Annotated in this window: 17 protein-coding genes; 11 read left to right on the forward strand and 6 right to left on the reverse strand. The window is 66.3% G+C overall.

The features are described 5' to 3' along the window. Positions 1-153 precede the first annotated feature (153 nt). The 6 genes from H7F35_RS02870 to H7F35_RS02895 are packed head-to-tail and all read left to right on the forward strand — an operon-like array spanning position 154 to position 5,778. Positions 154-1,089 carry a Bug family tripartite tricarboxylate transporter substrate binding protein gene (locus H7F35_RS02870; RefSeq protein ID WP_261803500.1) on the forward strand — a complete coding sequence of 312 codons (936 nt, stop codon included), beginning with the start codon at positions 154-156 and terminating at the stop codon, positions 1,087-1,089. A 28-nt stretch (positions 1,090-1,117) separates the two neighbouring features. Continuing rightward, positions 1,118-2,356 (forward strand): alpha-hydroxy acid oxidase, encoded by a 1,239-nt coding sequence (locus tag H7F35_RS02875; RefSeq protein WP_187111481.1) that lies wholly within the window; start codon positions 1,118-1,120, stop codon positions 2,354-2,356. Between the two features lie 46 nt (positions 2,357-2,402). After that, positions 2,403-3,479 (forward strand): TRAP transporter substrate-binding protein, encoded by a 1,077-nt coding sequence (locus tag H7F35_RS02880; RefSeq protein WP_261803501.1) that lies wholly within the window; start codon positions 2,403-2,405, stop codon positions 3,477-3,479. Positions 3,480-3,521: 42 nt separating this feature from the next. Next, positions 3,522-4,046 carry a TRAP transporter small permease gene (locus H7F35_RS02885; RefSeq protein ID WP_261803502.1) on the forward strand — a complete coding sequence of 175 codons (525 nt, stop codon included), beginning with the start codon at positions 3,522-3,524 and terminating at the stop codon, positions 4,044-4,046. Beyond that, positions 4,043-5,344, forward strand: coding sequence for a TRAP transporter large permease (locus tag H7F35_RS02890; RefSeq protein ID WP_187111482.1), 1,302 nt, complete (start codon positions 4,043-4,045; stop codon positions 5,342-5,344). Before H7F35_RS02885 ends, H7F35_RS02890 begins: the two co-directional genes overlap by 4 nt. Continuing rightward, complete coding sequence (locus tag H7F35_RS02895; protein WP_187111483.1) at positions 5,344-5,778, forward strand: acyl-CoA thioesterase; 435 nt, start codon at positions 5,344-5,346, stop codon at positions 5,776-5,778. Before H7F35_RS02890 ends, H7F35_RS02895 begins: the two co-directional genes overlap by 1 nt. Before the next feature lie 4 nt (positions 5,779-5,782). Here H7F35_RS02895 and H7F35_RS02900 read toward each other — a convergent pair whose 3' ends face one another. Further along, positions 5,783-6,181, reverse strand: a complete 399-nt coding sequence (locus H7F35_RS02900) for a low molecular weight protein-tyrosine-phosphatase (protein ID WP_261803503.1) — start codon at positions 6,179-6,181, stop codon at positions 5,783-5,785. 152 nt (positions 6,182-6,333) lie between these two features. Between H7F35_RS02900 and H7F35_RS02905 the strand changes: the two genes are divergently transcribed. The 4 genes from H7F35_RS02905 (at position 6,334) to H7F35_RS02920 (ending at position 11,207) form a co-directional block, all read left to right on the forward strand. Further along, a complete protein-coding gene (locus tag H7F35_RS02905; RefSeq protein ID WP_187111484.1) occupies positions 6,334-6,897 on the forward strand; it encodes a hypothetical protein in 564 nt (187 codons plus the stop codon). A 364-nt stretch (positions 6,898-7,261) separates the two neighbouring features. Further along, positions 7,262-7,456 (forward strand): hypothetical protein, encoded by a 195-nt coding sequence (locus H7F35_RS02910; RefSeq protein WP_187111485.1) that lies wholly within the window; start codon positions 7,262-7,264, stop codon positions 7,454-7,456. Positions 7,457-7,654: 198 nt separating this feature from the next. Then, positions 7,655-10,420: a magnesium-translocating P-type ATPase gene (gene mgtA, locus H7F35_RS02915; protein WP_187111486.1), complete on the forward strand. Its 2,766-nt coding sequence runs from the start codon at positions 7,655-7,657 to the stop codon at positions 10,418-10,420. A 70-nt stretch (positions 10,421-10,490) separates the two neighbouring features. Next, positions 10,491-11,207 carry an MgtC/SapB family protein gene (locus tag H7F35_RS02920; RefSeq protein ID WP_187111487.1) on the forward strand — a complete coding sequence of 239 codons (717 nt, stop codon included), beginning with the start codon at positions 10,491-10,493 and terminating at the stop codon, positions 11,205-11,207. On the opposite strand, the gene H7F35_RS02925 is transcribed toward H7F35_RS02920, so the two are convergent. From H7F35_RS02925 to xdhC, 4 genes are all read right to left on the reverse strand, one after another. Then, on the reverse strand, positions 11,204-12,646 hold the full coding sequence (locus H7F35_RS02925; RefSeq protein ID WP_187111488.1) for an NAD-dependent succinate-semialdehyde dehydrogenase: 1,443 nt from the start codon (positions 12,644-12,646) through the stop codon (positions 11,204-11,206). The genes H7F35_RS02920 and H7F35_RS02925 overlap by 4 nt on opposite strands. A 168-nt stretch (positions 12,647-12,814) precedes the next feature. After that, positions 12,815-14,155: a glycerate kinase gene (locus H7F35_RS02930; protein ID WP_187111489.1), complete on the reverse strand. Its 1,341-nt coding sequence runs from the start codon at positions 14,153-14,155 to the stop codon at positions 12,815-12,817. 72 nt (positions 14,156-14,227) lie between these two features. Further along, entirely contained in the window at positions 14,228-15,433 is a 1,206-nt protein-coding gene (locus H7F35_RS02935) for a urate hydroxylase PuuD (protein WP_187111490.1), read from the reverse strand. A gap of 210 nt (positions 15,434-15,643) precedes the next feature. Further along, entirely contained in the window at positions 15,644-16,450 is an 807-nt protein-coding gene (gene xdhC, locus H7F35_RS02940) for a xanthine dehydrogenase accessory protein XdhC (RefSeq protein WP_187111491.1), read from the reverse strand. 53 nt (positions 16,451-16,503) lie between these two features. On the opposite strand from xdhC, the gene H7F35_RS02945 reads away from it, so the two are divergent. Continuing rightward, entirely contained in the window at positions 16,504-17,001 is a 498-nt protein-coding gene (locus H7F35_RS02945) for a hypothetical protein (protein ID WP_187111492.1), read from the forward strand. 2 nt (positions 17,002-17,003) lie between these two features. Here the strand turns inward: H7F35_RS02945 and uraH are convergent, their stop codons facing one another. Next, entirely contained in the window at positions 17,004-17,354 is a 351-nt protein-coding gene (gene uraH, locus H7F35_RS02950; protein ID WP_056519771.1) for a hydroxyisourate hydrolase, read from the reverse strand. Positions 17,355-17,401: the final 47 nt, after the last annotated feature.

Consider the following 17,401-nt stretch of genomic DNA (forward strand, 5'->3'; position numbering starts at 1 on the left):
GCGGCGACCAAACTGCGACACCCCCCAAAACACATCACCCAGGGCCTGCTGCAGCCGGGCGTGCGGCCTTGCCCACCAAAGTTTGACAACGACTTGAGGAAACAAAAAAAAATGCTCCGCCCCGCTTTTCCCTGGCAACGATGCCTGCTGTTGATGGCGACCATCGCCCTGCTGGGCCCCGCACGCGCCAACACCTGGCCGGCCAAGCCGATCAAGGTGATCGTCAACTTTCCGGCAGGCGGCGCGGCCGACCAGATCGCGCGGGCCATCTCGCAGCCGCTGCAGGAATCGCTCAAGCAACCCGTGGTGATCGAGAACCGCGCCGGCGCCAACGGCAACATCGGTGGCGAAGCCGTGGCGCGTGCGCCGGCCGATGGCTACACCTTGCTGATGAGTTCGGGCGGCATGGTGTCGGTGAATCCGCATCTCTACGCGCGCATGAGCTTCGACCCGGCGAAAGACCTCGTGCCGGTGGCCGCCGCCGCACGCGTGCTGGTGTTCCTGGTCACCAAGCCCTCGCTGCCGCCGGCGAACGTGAAGGAGTTCATCTCCTATGTGAAGACCAACCCGGGCAAGCTGTCATACGGCTCGCCGGGCAACGGCAGTTCGCCGCACCTTGCCGGCGAAATGTTCAAGAGCCAGGCCCATCTTTTTGCATTGCATGTGCCCTACCGCGGCGCCGCGCCCGCGTTGCAAGACCTGCTCGCGGGCCAGATCGACTACGCCTTCGATCCCGGCATCGCCCTGACGCAGGTGCGCGCAGGCAAGCTGCGTCTGCTGGCCGTGGGCAGCCCGCGCCGTTCGCCGCTTTTTCCCGACGTGCCGACGCTCGACGAAGCAGGCCTGCGCGGCTTCGACGCAGACACCGTGTTCGGCTTCTATGCGCCGGCGGGTACGCCAGCGGACGTGGTGGCGCAGCTCAATGCGCAGATCAATCGCACGCTCGCACTGCCTGCGGTGCAGGAGCGCATCGCGTCGCTTGGCGGCGAGGCGCAGCCCGGTTCACCGGCCGCCTTCCAGCAACGCGCGGCAGCCGATTCGCAGCGCTTCGGCGCGCTCATCCGCGAACGCAAGATCGTCGCGGACTGATTGCCGCCCGGCACGCACGGAATCACCGATGGCCCTTCTCAATGTGGACGACTACCGGCGCCGCGCGCGCCGGGTTCTGCCGGGCCTGGTGTTCGACTACGTCGATGGCGGCGCGGAGGACGAACGCTGCCTCCAGCGCAACCGCGACGCGCTGGAAAGCCTGCCGCTGATTCCGGAGTGCCTGCGCGACACCAGCGCCATGGACATCGGCATCGAACTCTTCGGCCGCCGCTGGCGCGCGCCTTTCGCCATTGCGCCGATCGGGCTGGCCGGCCTCGTGCGACCGGGTGCCGATGCGTTGCTGGCCAGCGCCGCGCAAGCCGCGCGCGTTCCCTTCATTCTCTCGACCGCATCGAACACGCGCATCGAGGACGTGCGCGCCGCCGCACCCGACGCCACGCTGTGGATGCAGCTCTACGTGATGGGCGAGCGCGCCATCGCAGAGCGCATCGTGCGGCGCGCACGCGCAGCCGGCTTCGAGGCATTGGTGCTCACGGTGGACGTGCCGGTCAGCGGACTGCGCGAGCGCGATCTGCGCCACGGCTTTCGCGTGCCGATGAAACTCACGCCCGGCACGCTGATCGACATGGCGCGGCATCCCGCATGGCTGCTGCGGCTGGCGCGCGGGGGCATGCCGCAGTTTGCGAACCTGCTGCCCGACGACGACGGCGCGCCGGTGTCGGCGCAGACCCAGGCCGCATTGCTCTCGCGTGCGATGGACCGCACGCTCACCTGGGACAGCCTGACCTGGCTGCGCAAGCTCTGGGACGGGCCGCTGCTCATCAAGGGCCTGCTGAGTGCGGAAGACGCACGACGTGCAGTGCGCCACGGTGCCGACGGCATCGTGGTCTCGAACCACGGCGGACGCCAACTCGATGCAGCTCCGGCCAGCATCGCGGCACTGCCGGCCATTGTGGGTGCCGTCGGTGGCCGCATCCCCGTCCTCATGGATGGGGGCATCCGGCGCGGCAGCGACATCGTGAAGGCGCTGGCCCTTGGCGCACGCGCAACCCTTGTCGGCCGCGCACCGGTCTATGGACTGGCCTGCGATGGCGAGCAAGGCGCGCTGTCGGTGCTGCGGCTGCTGGCCGAGGAAACCGAACGCACGATGACGTTGCTGGGCGCCACCAACGTGCACGAACTCGGGCTACGCCATGTCGACCGGCCCGCGCCGCGTTCACCCACCGAACAGGACAACGCCGCGCAGCGAATCAAGGAAACCCCGCACGGGAAAGCCTCCATTTACCCAGCCCGCGCGACTGCCTAGGCTGACCGACCTCGACGATTCAAAAACACCATAACGAAAGAGACACATGAAACACATCCCCCCTCCCCGCCGCCGCGGTACACGGCCATCGCGTGTTTTTCGCGCCTCGCCCCTCGCACTGCTTGCGGCCTGCGCCGCACTCGTCGCGGGCACGCCCGCCGTGCAGGCGCAAGACAAGCCCGTGCAGCTCAAGCTGTCGAGCTGGGTGCCGGCGCAGCATCCGCTCAACCCCGCGCTGCAGGCCTGGGCGGACGACGTCAAGAAAGCATCGAACGGCACCATCACCGCGATCCTCTTTCCGTCGGAACAGCTTGGCAAGGCCTTCGACCACTACGACATGGCGCGCGACGGCATCGCCGACTTCTCTTACGTGAATCCGGGCTACCAGCCGGGCCGCTTCCCGATCATGGCCGGCGCATCGCTGCCCTTCCTGTTCGCCAACGGCAAGGAAGGCTCGGCCGCCATCGACGCCTGGTACCGCAACTACGCGGCCAAGGAAATGAAGGACGTGAAGTACTGCTTCGCCTTCGTGCACGACCCCGGCACCTTCCACTCGCGCAAGAAGATCGTGCTGCCCACCGACGTCAAGGGCCTGAAGGTGCGGCCGGCCACCAGCACCGTGGGCCAGTTGATCACCTCGCTGGGCGGCACCAATGTGCAGGCCTCGGCGCCCGAATCGCGCGACATGCTGGAGCGCGGCGTGGCCGATGCCATCACCTTCCCCTGGGGCTCGATCGGCCTGTTCGGCATCGACAAGGTGGTCAAGTACCACATGGATGCGCCGCTGTACGTCACGCCCTTCGTGTGGGTGATGAACAAGGGCAAGTACGACGCGATGTCCACCACGCAGAAGAAGGTGATCGACGACCACTGCACCAGCGAGTGGGCACAGAAGGTGGCCGGGCCGTGGGCGGACTTCGAGTTCGCCGGGCACGCCAAGATGGCCGCGCTGCCGGGCCACGAGATCTACAAGCTCACGCCGGAGCAGCTCGATGCATGGCGCAAGGCCGCCGCGCCCTCCGAGGCGCAATGGGCCGAGAGCGTGAAGAAGGTCGGCGAAGACCCGAAGGCCGTCATGGACGCGCTCAAGGGCAGCCTCGCGAAGTACAAGTCGGCACTTTGATCGATCGCCCCTTCGGGGGCATCGGCCTGAAAAGGGAGACACATGGCTACACGGTCCGCCAGCTACATGGACCGCGCGATCAACACGATCGAATGGCTCGCCGCCATCTTCGTGGGCATCGTTGCGCTCAACATCTTCGTGGCCGTCGTGCTGCGCAAGTTCTTCGACACCTCGATTCCCGATGCCTACGACTTCGGTCGCATGCTGCTGGGCATCCTGATCTTCTGGGGCATCGCGGCCACCAGCTACCGCGGCGGCCACATCACGGTCGACCTGGTGTGGACGGCCGCGGGCCCGCGCATGAAGCGCGTCATCGACGTGTTCGCCACGCTGGTGCTGCTGGTCGTGGTCGCGGTGCAGACCGCCATGCTGTTCGACAAGGTGCGCGGCACCTACGTCGACAACGTGCAGACCTACGACCTGAACATTCCGACCTGGCCGTTCTACGCCGTGGCCTGGGCCGGCGACGTGTGCGCCGTGCTGCTGATCGCCATTCGCACCTACCGGCTGATCTTTCATCCGGAACAGCTTGAAGAAATCCACCCTGAACAGAAGGCCGACGAATGAGCCCCGATGCAGTTGCAGTCCTGGGCTTTGTCGCCCTGTTCGTATTGATGCTGTTGCGCGTGCCGGTGGGCATGGCGATGGGGCTGGTGGGCGTCACCGGCTACAGCTACCTCGTGGGCCCCGGGCCTGCGCTGAAGCTGGTGGGCCAGACCTCCATGCGCACCGTGACCGACTACACCTTCGGCGTGATCCCGATGTTCATGCTGATGGGCGCGCTGGTGTCGGTGTCCGGCGTGAGCCGCGAGCTTTTCAAGGCCGCCAACTCGATGATCGGCCACCTGCGCGGCGGCCTCGGCGTGGCCACCGTGGTGGCTTGCGGCGGCTTCGCGGCGATCTGCGGCTCGTCGGTGGCCACGGCAGCCACCTTCTCGGCGGTGGCATACCCGGAGATGCGGCGCTTCAACTACCCGCAGTCGTTCTCGACCGGCGTGATCGCCGCGGGCGGCACGCTGGGCGCGATCCTGCCGCCATCGACCGTGCTCGCGGTCTACGCCATCCTCACGCAGCAGGACATCGGCAAGCTCTTCATGGCGGGCATCGTGCCCGGCATCCTGGCGATGGCGATGTATGTGATGACCATTGCGATCATCGTGAAGCTGCGGCCCGACTGGCTGCCCGGCGGCGAGGTCAAGCCCTGGTCGGAACGCTTCAAGGACCTGAAGAACGTGTGGGCGCCGCTGGTACTGTTCGTCTTCGTGATCGGCGGCCTCTACGGCGGCTTCTTCACACCGACCGAAGCCGGTGGCGTGGGCGCGAGCGGTGCCTTCATCCTCGGGCTGGTGCGGCGCAAGCTCGACGGCCCGAAGATCCGCGAGGCCCTGCTCTCGGCCACGCGCACCGCGGCGGCGGTGTTCACCGTGCTGATCGGCGCACTGCTGTTCGGTTACTTCCTCACGATCACGCAAAGCCCGCAAAAGCTGACCGAGTTCCTCACCGGCCTGGGCATCGGCCGCTATGGCGTGCTCGCGCTCATCATGCTGATGTACCTCGTGCTCGGCTGCCTGATGGACGCGATGGCCATGATCATCCTCACCGTGCCCATCATCTACCCGGTGATCGTGCACCTGGGCTTCGATCCGATCTGGTTCGGCGTGATCATCGTGATGACCGTGGAGCTGGGGCTGATCCATCCACCGGTGGGGATGAACGTCTTCGTCATCAAGAGCGTGGTGAAGGACGTGAGCTTCACCACCATCTTCAAGGGTGTGCTGCCGTTCATCGTGACGGACATCGTGCGCCTGGTGATCCTGATCGCGTTCCCGGTCATTGCGCTGTGGCTGCCGACGAGAATGGGCTGATGAGCAACAGCAGCAGCAACAACATCAAAGAAGTCGTCTACACCGCGCGCGTCGAGTTCGGCGATTGCGACCCCGCCGGCATCGTCTGGTTTCCCAACTTCTTCCGCTGGATCGACGCGGCCTCGCGGCACTTCTTTGCCGAGTGCGGCGTGCCGCGCTGGGAAGAAACGACCGAGACGCTCGGCGTGATCGGCACGCCGCTGGTCGACACCCATACGCGCTTCGTGAAGGCTGCGAGCTACGGCGACACGCTGAAGATTGCCGTTCGCATCACCGAATGGCGCGACAAGAGCTTCGTGCAGACCTACCGCGTGACGCGCGGGGAAGACCTGATCCTCGAATGCGAGGAGGTGCGGATCTTCGGGGCCAAGCGTGAAGGCGGGGGGATTCGGGCGGTGGCGATTCCGGCTTCGATTCGGGTGCTCTGCGAGTAGGCCTTCAGCCCGCCTCGGCCTGCAGTTTCGCGAGCAGGCCGTCGACGCCATGGTCGATCAGGTCGAAGACTTCGATGAAGTCCTTCTGGCCGCCGTACCAGGGGTCGGGCACATCACCTTCGATGCCTTCCGCGAACTCGGTGAACAGATGGACCTTTACCTCCGTTCCTGGAGGTGCGAGTCTGCGCAAGGCGGCGCAATGCTGGGCGGTCATGCCGACGATCAGATCGAAGCGCTCGAAGTCGGCCTTTCGCACCTGCCGCGCGCGGTGCGCATGCATCACGATGCCGCGGCGCCTGGCCTCGGCCACCGAACGCGGGTCGGGTGGGTTGTCGCGCTCCTCGTCGGAGATGGCGGCGCTGTCGACATCGACCTCGAAGCCCGCCGCTCGGGCCTTGTGCATGAGGAGAGCATGAGCCGTGGGGGATCGGCAAATGTTGCCGGTGCAGATGAACAAGACCACATGTTTCTTCATGGCCGGCATTCTCATACCGGTTGCCTACCGAACCACATAATCGCCCACGTATTCACAGCAAGCAAAGAGTGATTTCAAAGATGAAGGTAGCAGGACACGTCGCGCTTCTGGCACTCGCAGGCCTCGCCAGTACAGCGGTGGCACAGGAGCAGTTCCAGATTTTCGGCCTTCCGCTTGGAGCAAAGATGCCGTATGCCGTCAAGGCATGTGCACCGAACCTCAAGACGTCCAACACGGTGTGCTGGCTCGATCGTCCCTCTATCGGCAAGGACAAGAAACAAACCGGACGTGCCTTGCTGCCGGAGGACAAGTCGCCCGACTGGGTCGGGCGCGGCGAAGCCAAGCTCACGATCACCTCGGCAGGGATCCTGGAGAACGTGAAGGTCCGCGGGATGCCGATCGGCGACGAGTCGGTGGTCAGGTCATCAGTCGAACGTCGATTCGGCGGACCGAGCGATTCGGGCCGCTACCCGTTCGGCAGCTACGCCCGGTGGGCAAAAGCAGAGGCGGACATCAAGTTGATCTGCTCAACGAAAGTGGCGGTTTGCGGGCTCGAGTTCCTTTCGGGCGCAGAGTTCAGGCGCCAGGAAACAGCCAAGGAAGCAGAAGCAGTCCAGCGCTTGCGCAAGCCTCAGTCACCCTGATGCGCCACGGCCACCATCGAATCGCAACACAGAGGCGACAAGACCTTTTTTGCATCATAGAACTCCATCCCAAGGGTTGACGCCCCGCATGCCGCGGTGCAACAATTCGGAATCTTTATTTCGGAGCCCCGTGCGTGGACAGTGCCAGTTGGATCAGTGACAAGACGCGTGCCTCGGCAGGCGTGACACTCCAGGCCCTTTAGCGCAGGCTCCCCGCGCTGTGGCCGCCGTGCACGCAGCGTGACCCTCTTGCCTTCAGGCAAGCGGTTCTCCCCTCCCGATTTCCGTCGTTCTCGTCACTGACTTTTTCAGTCAGCTTGCGTGCGCCCATGCACGAGGCCCTTCACTGCGAAGGAGCCTTGCCATGCGTCAGTTTCAACTTCGTCAGCCGCAGCCGTTGCAGCAGCCGCAGGTGCGCCCGTCGGCGCATGCGCCTGCTCGCACAGCCGCGCCCGAAATCGACGGCACGCTGGACCAGGCCGCCGCGCTCTGGACCACGCGCCGCATCCGCAGCTTCCTGACGCTGCTCGACCTGCCCGCGCGCGCGGCGCAGCGCTGAAGCGCACCGCAAGCACGGACACCCCACGCAGAAAAGGAGGCACTCATGGACCCCGCTTCTCATTGGCGCCTTCGCGCGCCCCGTTCGTTCCGATCGATTGCAAGAGTGCAGCGCGCCGTGCTGCGGAGAGACTGCCACGCCTGATTGACGCGTGAGCTTCTTTCCTTCGCGGCCCGCGCCGCCGTGAAGGAGAGAAAAATGAAAAACGTCCTGAAGTCCTTTTTCGAGAGCTTCCTGCGCAGCCGCCACATGCTGCATCACTTCGAGCGCTGGCAGACGCTGCTGGGCTCGAAACCCGTCGGCACCGGCTTCGTCAGCATGCCGCCCGACATCGCGAAGGCCCTGGCCACCGCGTCCCGCACCGACGCCGGCGAGATGCTCGTCAAGCTCGGCAGCTCGCCGCGCGGCCTGAGCGAAGGCCACGCCCAGGTGCTGCGCAAGCGCCTGGGCAGCAACGAGGTGCGGCACGAGCAGCCGCTGCCGTGGTGGCAGCACCTGTGGCAGTGCTATCGCAATCCGTTCAACCTGCTGTTGACGGTGCTCGCACTGATCTCGTACGCGACCGAGGACATGAAGGCCACGCTCGTGATCGGCAGCATGGTGGTGCTGTCGACGGTGCTGCGCTTTCTGCAGGAGTCGCGCTCCAACAAGGCGGCCGACCGGCTCAAGGCGATGGTGAGCAACACCGCCACGGTGCTGCGGCCCGCGCCGGGCTACAAGGCCAGCCCGGCCGGCGACGAAGGCTTCGACACCACGCATGCCGGCACGGTGCGCGTCGAAGTGCCGATGCGCGACCTGGTGCCGGGCGAAGTGATCGCGCTGTCGGCCGGCGACATGATCCCCGCCGACTGCCGTCTGATCACCGCCAAAGACCTGTTCATCAGCCAGTCCGCGCTGACGGGCGAAGCCATGCCGGTCGAGAAGTTCGCCGTCGACCGCAGCGAGCGCGCGGCCGGCGTGCTCGAACGCGAGAACCTGCTCTTCATGGGCACCAACGTGATCAGCGGCACCGCCACCGCGCTCATCGTGCACACGGGTGACCGCACTTTCTTCGGCGCCCTCGCGCAGCGCGTGACGGCCACCGACCGCGGCACCAGCGCCTTCCAGGCCGGCATCAACCGCGTGAGCTGGGTGCTGATCCGCTTCATGCTGGTGATGGCGCCGCTGGTGCTGGTGATCAACGGCGTGGTCAAGGGCGACTGGTGGGAGGCGGCGCTGTTCGCGCTGTCGATCGCGGTCGGCCTCACGCCCGAGATGCTGCCGATGATCGTGACCGCCACGCTGGCCAAGGGCGCGGTCGTGATGTCACGCCAGAAGGTGATCGTGAAGCGGCTCGAAGCCATTCACAACTTCGGCGCCATGGACGTGCTGTGCACCGACAAGACCGGCACGCTCACGCAGGACCGCATCGTGCTCGAACGCCACACCAACGCCTGGGGCGAGGCATCGGACCATGTGCTGCAACTGGCCTATCTCAACAGCTTTCACCAGACGGGCCTGAAGAACCTGCTCGACAAGGCGGTGCTGAGCCACGCCGAGATGCAGCTCGAAACCCGTCTGCAGACCGCCTACCGCAAGATCGACGAAGTGCCCTTCGACTTCTCGCGCCGGCGCATGTCGGTGGTGGTGGCCAACGGCGGCAGCCAGCACCTGCTGATTTGCAAGGGCGCGCTGGAAGAGATCCTGTCGGTGTGCACCTCGGTCGAACGCGGCGCCGAAGTGCTGGCGCTCGACGCCGATGTGCTCGCGCGCATCCATCGCGTGGCGTCGGAACTCAATGCCCAGGGCCTGCGCGTGGTGGCCGTGGCGAGCCGTGCGCTTGCGCTCGAAGCGCAGAAGCCGGCCTACAGCGTGGCCGACGAATCGGGGCTCACGCTGCTGGGCTACGTGGCTTTTCTCGATCCACCGAAGGAATCGACCGCGCCCGCGCTGCGCGCCCTGGCCGAGCACGGCGTGGCCGTGAAGGTGCTGACCGGCGACAACGAACTGGTCACGCGCAAGGTCTGCGCCGACGTGGGACTGGAGGCAGGCCGCATGGTGCTGGGCCGCGAGATCGAAGAGATGGACGACGCCGAGCTGCAGGTGCGGGTCGAACAGCACCAGGTGTTCGCCAAGCTCACGCCCGCGCACAAGGAGCGCATCGTGCATGCGCTGCATGCCAACGGCCACGTGGTCGGCTTCATGGGCGACGGCATCAACGACGCACCGGCGCTGCGCGCGGCCGACATCGGTATTTCGGTGGACAGCGCGGTGGACGTGGCCAAGGAATCGGCCGACATCATCCTGCTGGAAAAAAGCCTGATGGTGCTGGAGCAAGGCGTGATCGAAGGCCGCCGCACCTTCGCCAACATGCTCAAGTACATCAAGCTCACGGCCAGCTCGAACTTCGGCAATGTGTTCTCGGTGCTGGTGGCGAGCGCGTTTCTTCCGTTCCTGCCGATGCTGCCGCTGCATCTGCTGGTGCAGAACCTGCTGTACGACGTGTCGCAGATCGCGATTCCTTTCGACAACGTCGACGAAGAATTTCTCAAAAATCCGCAGCGCTGGAATCCTGCCGACCTGGGCCGCTTCATGGTGTTCTTCGGGCCGCTGAGTTCGGTGTTCGACCTCCTGACCTTCACGGTGATGTGGTTCGTGTTCGCCGCCAACTCGGTGGAGCACCAGACGCTGTTCCAGTCGGGCTGGTTCATCGAGGGCCTGCTGTCGCAGACGCTGATCGTGCACCTGATCCGCACGCGCAAGATTCCCTTCCTGCAAAGCCGCGCCGCGTGGCCGCTGCTGGCCATGGGCGCCGCGATTGCCGCAGTGGGCATCTGGCTGCCGATGGGCCCGCTGGCGCACTACTTCAAGCTGCAGGCGCTGCCGCTGATGTACTTCCCGTGGCTGGTGGCAATGCTGGTGGGCTATGCGGTGCTGACGCAGACGGTCAAGGGCTGGTATGCGCGGCGCTATGGATGGCAGTGAATGACGCGCGGGGCCGGCGCCGTGTTGTCACGCGGCCCGGCTACCCTGTATTGCATCGAGGAGAACAACAATGCAAGCCATCAACAGTTTCAACCTGATCTCGCTGCTCGACACGCTCATCAGCGTGACGGTCGCCTTCGCGCTCGGCTCGCTGATCGGGCTGGAACGCCAGATCCGTCAGCGCACGGCAGGGCTGCGCACCAACACACTGGTGGCGGTGGGCGCCGCCGTGTTCGTCAACATGGCAAGCCGCCTGAACGGGCATGAAGGCGCCGTGCATGTCACGGCCTATGTGGTGTCGGGCATCGGCTTTCTGGGCGCAGGCGCGATCATGAAGGAAGGCGCCAACATCACGGGCCTGAACACGGCGGCCACGCTGTGGGGGTCGGGTGCGGTCGGCGCATGCGCGGGTGCGGGCCTGATCGGCGAAGCAATGGTCGCCGCGCTGTTCGTGCTGGCCAGCAACACGCTGCTGCGGCCGGTGGTCAATCGCATCAACCGCCGCCCGATCAGCGAGGAGTCGAGCGAGGCGACCTACATCGTGCGCGTGATCTGCTCGCGCGCGGCACGGCCCGACGTGATGGATCAGTTGCTGCTGTTGCTGGAAGCCGCGAACTACCCGGTACGCGATGTCGACCAGCACGCCTTCGGGCCAGCCGACACGGAGATCGAAGCGACGCTGTACGCCACCGCGGTCGAGCCGCTGGAGCTCGACCGGGTGATTGCGGAGCTTGAGGCGCTCGAAGGCGTGCAGCAGGCCTTCTGGAACGCCAGCGCTGAAGATTAAACGCCCAGGATCGAGACAGCCTTGGTGTTCAGGTAGGCCTCGAGCGCCTCGGGGCCGCCTTCCGAACCGTAGCCCGAATCCTTCACGCCACCGAAAGGCATTTCCGGCGACGGCGTGGCGGGCTGGTTGATCCACAGCATGCCCAACTCGAGCTTCTGGCTCAGCAGGTGCGCGCTCTTGATCGACTTGGTGAAGGCATAACCGGCCAGGCCGAACGGCAGGCGGTTGGCTTCGGCGATCGCTTCTTCGAGCGTGTCGAAACCGCGGATGGCGGCGATGGGGCCAAAGGGTTCGTTGTTGAACACGTCGGCGTCCAGCGGCACGTTGGTCAGCACGGTGGGGGCAAAGAAGTTGCCCGTGTCACCGACGCGTTCGCCGCCGGCAGCCACGGTGGCGCCCTTCTTGCGCGCGTCTTCCAGCACATGGGCCATGGCCGTGAGGCGGCGGGCGTTGGCGAGCGGGCCGATGGTCGTGCCTTCGGCCAGGCCATCACCGAGCTTCAGGCCTTCGGTGTACTTGACCAGCGTACGGGCGAACTCTTCGCGCAGGCTGTTGTGCACCAGGAAGCGGGTGGGCGAAATGCAGACCTGGCCGGCATTGCGGAACTTGGCGGCACCGGCGGCCTTGACGGCCAGCGCGACGTCGGCGTCTTCGGCCACGATCACTGGTGCGTGACCGCCCAGCTCCATGGTCACGCGCTTCATGTGCGAGCCGGCCAGTGCGGCCAGTTGCTTGCCGACCGGGGTGGAGCCCGTGAACGTGACCTTGCGGATGATCGGGTGGGCGATCAGGTAATTCGAGATTTCGGCGGGGTTGCCGAACACCAGGCCCACGGTGCCGGGCGGAATGCCTGCGTCCACGAAGGCTTGCAGCAGCGCGGCGGGCGATGCCGGGGTTTCTTCAGGCGCCTTCACCAGGAACGAGCAGCCGGTGGCCAGCGCGGCGCCGAGCTTGCGCACGATCTGGTTGATCGGGAAGTTCCAGGGTGTGAAGGCGGCGACGGGGCCCAGCGGCTCCTTCAGCACCAGTTGCTGCGCGGCCAGGTTGCGCGAAGGCACGATGCGGCCATACACGCGGCGGCCTTCGTCGGCGAACCATTCGATGATGTCGGCGGCAGCCAGGGTTTCGCCCTTGGCTTCGGCCAGCGGCTTGCCTTGCTCTTGCGTCAGCAGCTTGGCGATGTCGCCGGCGCGTTCGCGGATCAGGCCCGCAGCGCGGCGCATGACGGCGGCGCGTTCGTTGGCGGGGGTGTTGCGCCACTTGTCGAAGCCGCGTTGGGCAGCTGCCAGGGCACGGTCGAGGTCGGCGATGCTGGCATGCGCCACCTTGCCGATGACCTTGCCGGTGGCGGGGTTCACGACGTCCAGGGTCTTGCCGCCGACGGCGTCGACCCATTCGTTGTCGATCAGCAGGCGGGTGTCGGTGTAGGTGGCGGTCATGGCGTACTTTTCCTTCGAGGACTGGATGATGAAAAGGGGGAAATCTGGGTGCGCGGCGCGGCACCACGGGGGGTGCGCTTGCAACAACGGCGGCAGCAAGCTGCCGGGTGCGTAGATTAACCCGAGTTCACAAACCTCGCCGAGGCTGGGAAACCCGACCTCACCCCTTCAAAGCACCAGCAGCGCCCGGAAGTCGTTGACGTTGGTGTTCGTGGGACCGGTCACGAACAGGTCGCCGATGGCGTCGAAGTAGCCATAGGCATCGTTGCGGTCGAGGTGATCGGACAGCTTCTTGCCCGCAGCCGCCGCGCGCACGAGCGTGTCGGGCGTGACGAAGGCGCCGGCGTTGTCTTCCACGCCGTCGATGCCGTCGGTGTCGGCGGCCAGCGCCCAGACCTGCGGCTGGCCCATCAGCGCGCCGGCCAGCCCCATGCAGAACTCGCCGGCCCGCCCGCCCCGCCCCTTGGCCTGGCCCGGCTGGCGGGGGCGGATGGTGACAGTGGTTTCGCCGCCCGACAGAATGACGCAGGGCCTAGCGAAGGGCTCGCCGCGGTGCGCCACGGCGCGCGCAAGGGCCGCATGCACCTTGCCCACTTCGCGCGACTCGCCTTCCATCTCGTCACTGAGGATATGCACGGCAATGCCCGCTTCACGCGCGGCCTTGGCGGCGGCTTCGAGCGACTGCTGCGGCGTGGCGATCATGTGAACCTCGTGGCCGGCGAACACGGCGTCGTCCGGCTTGGGCGTTTCGAGCGCGCCGCTGGCGAGTTGCGCGCGCACAGGCGCGGGCACGTCGATGCCGTAGCGGTCGAGGATGGCGAGCGCATCGGCGCAGGTGGTGGCATCGAGCACCGTGGGGCCGCTCGCGATGACGGCCGCGTCATCGCCCGGCACGTCGCTGATGGTGAGCGTCACCACGCGCGCCGGCGCGCAGGCTGCAGCGAGACGGCCGCCCTTGATGCGCGAGAGGTGCTTGCGCACGCAATTCATCTCGCCGATGCCGGCACCGCTTTCGAGCAGTTCCTTGTTGATGCGCTGCTTGTCGGCCAGCGTCAGGCCTTCGGCCGGCAACACCAGCAGCGAGGAGCCGCCGCCAGAGATCAGGCACAGCACGAGGTCGTCGGCCGTGAGGCCCTGCGTCAACGTGAGGATGCGCTCGGCCGCCTGCTGGCCGGCCGCGTCGGGCACCGGGTGCGCGGCCTCGACGATCTCGATGCGCTGCGGCACGCCTTCGGGGCGCGGCGGAATGTGGTCGTAGCGCGTGACGACGAGGCCCGACAGCGGCGCGTCGGCCGGCCACAGGGCTTCGAGCGCCTGCACCATCGAGCCGCCCGCCTTGCCGGCACCGAGCACCAGCGTACGGCCTTTGGGTGGCTTTGGCAGATGGGCGCCCAGCGTGGACAGCGGCAACGCGCGGTCCACCGCCACGCGGTAGAGATGTTCGAGGAAAGCGCGCGGGGCTTCGCGCGGATCGGGAGCGGGGCCGAAGGATGGGTTCGATGCGGTCATTGCTGCTTTGTCTCCAATCGGGCGATTGTGCTGCGGACCGTGACCCGCGCTTCGCCGGTCAGTTTGCGGTGTTCAGTTGGTCTTTGCGCCGGCCTGGAACCAGCGGCTGACGAGGGCGCGTTCTTCGTCGGTGATGCCGGTCGCGTTGTTCATCGGCATGATCTTGGTCACCACGACCTGCTGGTAGATCGCCTGCGCATGCGCGGCCACCTGCTCGGGCGAATCGACCCGCACGTTCTTCATCTGCACGGCCGGGCCGTGGCACATGAAGCAGCGCTGTTCGAGCACCTTCTGCACGTCCGAGAAAGGCACGGCAGGCGCGGCCGCCGAAACGACCGGCGCAGCCACCGGCGCGGGCTTCATCCAGACGATGGTCAGGCCCAGCACCACGATGCCGACCAGCGCATACGGCAGCGGGTTGCCCGCATTGCCGAGCTTGAAGCGATGGCGCACCACGAAGAACTGCCGGATGGCCGCACCGCCGAGCATGATCAGCAGCAGCACGACCCAGTTGTACTTGTGCGTGTAGGTGAAGCTGTAGTGGTTGCTCAGCATCGCGAACAGCACGGGCAGCGTGAAGTAGGTGTTGTGCACGCTGCGCTGCTTGCCGCGCTGGCCGTGCACCGGATCGACCGGCCGGCCTTCGCGCAGTGCCTGCACGTTCTTGCGTTGCCCCGGAATGATCCAGAAGAACACGTTGCCGCTCATGGTCGTGGCCATCATCGCGCCCACCAGCAGGAAGGCCGCGCGGCCCGCGAACCACTGGCAGGCCAGCCAGGTCGCGAAGACGATGAAGATTGCGATCAGCACGCCGACGATGGTGTCGCCGTTCTTGCGGCGCCCGAAGACCTGGCAGATGCCGTCGTAGACCATCCAGAACACGACGAAGAAAGCCAGCGCGACGGCAATGGCAGCGCCGGGCTGCCAGTCCATCTTCGACTTGTCGATGAGGTAGGTGCTGGCGTTCCACAGGTACGACATGGTGAAAAGCGTGAACCCGGTGATCCAGGTCGAATAGCTTTCCCAGTACGACCAATGCAGGTGGTCCGGCAGCTTCTTGGGCGCCAGCGTGTACTTCTGCATGTTGTAGAAGCCGCCGCCGTGCACAGCCCACTGCTCGCCGCCCACGCCCTTGTCGAGCGATTCCTGGTCCTGCGGCTTCTCGAGGCTGTTGTCCAGCATCACGAAGTAGAAGGAGGCGCCGATCCAGGCGATGGCGGTGATGACGTGGACCCAGCGCAGCAGCAGGTTGGCCCAGTCGAGGTAATAGCTTTCCATGTGCTCTCTCGCAACCCTCTAGGCGCGTGGGGCGCCCCAGAGGGGTTTCAGCCTGCTCACCACTGCGGGCGCTGTAAGCAGAGAAAGTGCCGCGAACGCAGGCTCCGGGTGGGCCTCGCTCCGCTGCGGCTTGTTGTGGACCGAAAGTGTATACAGTTTTGGCAAGGGACGGGATGGTTTTTTGGGGCGTCGCCGCCGGGAAAACCCTGTTCAGCCGAGCGATTGCAACAACTGTGCCGCCACGGCCACCGCGATCACCTCGGGCTCCTTGCCGGTGATGCCGGGCACGCCGATCGGGCAGGTGATGCGGGCCAGTTCTTTGGCGGTGAAGCCACGCGCTTCGAGCCGGTGGCTGAAGGTGGCCCACTTCGTCTTGCTGCCGATCAGCCCGATGTACGGCAGGTCGTTGCGATCGCGCAGGCGCTTGAGGCAGGCGATGACGACGTCGAAGTCTTCGGCGTGGCTGAAGCTCATGATGAGCACGCGGCTGCCCGGCGCGAGCGCGGCCACGGCGTCCTGCACGGGTTCGGAGTGTTCGGTGTCGATCTGCGCCGGCAGCTCGTCGGGGAAGACGCCATCGCGGCTGTCGATCCAGCGCACGGCGAAGGGCAGCCCGGCCAGCAGGCGCGCCAGTGCTGCGCCCACGTGGCCGCCGCCGAACAACGCCACGGGCTGGAGCTGCGCCACCAACTCGCGCTGCAATGCGGAGGCATCGGCGGCCGTGATGCGCTGGTACGACAGGAACATCACGCCGCCGCAGCATTGCCCGAGACTGGGGCCGAGCGGATAGCGCTGGATGCCGTCGATGGCGCGTTTTCCGTCGAGCAGTTCGCGCGCCTCCTGCGTGGCCTGGAACTCGAGCTGGCCGCCGCCGATGGTGGCGGTGAGCCCTTCGGCCCACACCGCCATCCATGTGCCGGCCTCGCGCGGCGCCGAGCCCTGCGTGGACTCGACACGCACCAGCACCCCGTCTTCACGACGAAGACGCGCCAGCAGTTGATCGACCGCACCGCTCATTGCCGATACCTTCGGTTGCCCGGCCCGCGAAGACTCACGGTATAAACCCGGCGATGAATCGTCAGCTTACGCCGCGCCGCCTTGCCCTGGTGGCATCCGTTCTTTCCGCACTCTGGCTCGCCGGCTGCGGCAGCCCCGGCGCTGTTCCCGGCCAGTTGAGCGGAGCCTCGGGCGCCGTTGGCTCCGGCCCCGCGCCGCGCGCATCGAACGCGGCCAACGCGCGCGACTACCGCCGCGACGCGGCACGCCACATCTACGACATCAACCGCTCGCGCATCTACAAGGGGCAACTGCCGCCCGTGCTCTACGCTGTCGGCACGCTGCAGGTCAACCTTGATGCGGTCGGCAAGGTGCAATCGATGAACTGGCTGCGCGCGCCCAAGCATGCGCCCGAGGTCATCGCGGAAATCGAACGTGCGGTGCTGCAGGCTTCGCCCTTCCCCCGCGCCACCCGCCTGGGCGCCGTCACGTGGACCGACACCTGGCTCTGGGACGAAAGCGGGCGCTTCCAGCTCGACACCCTCACCGAAGGCCAGCAGCAAGGGGACTGACATCAAGACCCGCGGTAGGTGGAGTAGCTCCACGGGCTCACGAGCAGGGGCACGTGGTAGTGCTGGTCGGTGTGGGCCACGCCGAAATCCAGCGAGACCTTGTTCAGGAAGTTCGGCTCGGGCAGCTTCACGCCGCGCGCCTTGAAGTAGCCCGCCACGTCGAACACCAGCCGGTAGGTGCCGGCCTTCAACGAGTTGTTGTCATAGAGCGGCCCGTCGCTGCGGCCGTCCGAATTCAGCGTGAAGCGCTTCACCAGCGTTGCGGCGTCGCCGTCGGTGGTGAACAGCGCCACCTCCATGCCCGCGGCGGGGCCGCCATGCATCGTGTCCAGTACGTGAGTGCTCAGGCCCATGGGGCGCTCCTTGAAAGTTCGAAAGTCGGATCGACGGGTGCGGGATA

It is taken from the genome of Variovorax sp. PAMC26660 (genome assembly GCF_014302995.1).
Classification (GTDB): Bacteria; Pseudomonadota; Gammaproteobacteria; order Burkholderiales; family Burkholderiaceae_C; genus Variovorax.

Excerpts from the sequence above, each read along its gene's own strand:
- H7F35_RS02870 (WP_261803500.1), top strand. The coding sequence starts at position 154 with ATGGCGACCATCGCCCTGCTGGGCCCCGCACGCGCCAACACCTGGCCG.
- H7F35_RS02875 (WP_187111481.1), top strand. The coding sequence starts at position 1,118 with ATGGCCCTTCTCAATGTGGACGACTACCGGCGCCGCGCGCGCCGGGTT.
- H7F35_RS02880 (WP_261803501.1), top strand. The coding sequence starts at position 2,403 with ATGAAACACATCCCCCCTCCCCGCCGCCGCGGTACACGGCCATCGCGT.
- H7F35_RS02885 (WP_261803502.1), top strand. The coding sequence starts at position 3,522 with ATGGCTACACGGTCCGCCAGCTACATGGACCGCGCGATCAACACGATC.
- H7F35_RS02890 (WP_187111482.1), top strand. The coding sequence starts at position 4,043 with ATGAGCCCCGATGCAGTTGCAGTCCTGGGCTTTGTCGCCCTGTTCGTA.
- H7F35_RS02895 (WP_187111483.1), top strand. The coding sequence starts at position 5,344 with ATGAGCAACAGCAGCAGCAACAACATCAAAGAAGTCGTCTACACCGCG.
- H7F35_RS02900 (WP_261803503.1), bottom strand. The coding sequence starts at position 6,181 with ATGCACAAGGCCCGAGCGGCGGGCTTCGAGGTCGATGTCGACAGCGCC.
- H7F35_RS02905 (WP_187111484.1), top strand. The coding sequence starts at position 6,334 with ATGAAGGTAGCAGGACACGTCGCGCTTCTGGCACTCGCAGGCCTCGCC.
- H7F35_RS02910 (WP_187111485.1), top strand. The coding sequence starts at position 7,262 with ATGCGTCAGTTTCAACTTCGTCAGCCGCAGCCGTTGCAGCAGCCGCAG.
- mgtA (WP_187111486.1), top strand. The coding sequence starts at position 7,655 with ATGAAAAACGTCCTGAAGTCCTTTTTCGAGAGCTTCCTGCGCAGCCGC.
- H7F35_RS02920 (WP_187111487.1), top strand. The coding sequence starts at position 10,491 with ATGCAAGCCATCAACAGTTTCAACCTGATCTCGCTGCTCGACACGCTC.
- H7F35_RS02925 (WP_187111488.1), bottom strand. The coding sequence starts at position 12,646 with ATGACCGCCACCTACACCGACACCCGCCTGCTGATCGACAACGAATGG.
- H7F35_RS02930 (WP_187111489.1), bottom strand. The coding sequence starts at position 14,155 with ATGACCGCATCGAACCCATCCTTCGGCCCCGCTCCCGATCCGCGCGAA.
- H7F35_RS02935 (WP_187111490.1), bottom strand. The coding sequence starts at position 15,433 with ATGGAAAGCTATTACCTCGACTGGGCCAACCTGCTGCTGCGCTGGGTC.
- xdhC (WP_187111491.1), bottom strand. The coding sequence starts at position 16,450 with ATGAGCGGTGCGGTCGATCAACTGCTGGCGCGTCTTCGTCGTGAAGAC.
- H7F35_RS02945 (WP_187111492.1), top strand. The coding sequence starts at position 16,504 with ATGAATCGTCAGCTTACGCCGCGCCGCCTTGCCCTGGTGGCATCCGTT.
- uraH (WP_056519771.1), bottom strand. The coding sequence starts at position 17,354 with ATGGGCCTGAGCACTCACGTACTGGACACGATGCATGGCGGCCCCGCC.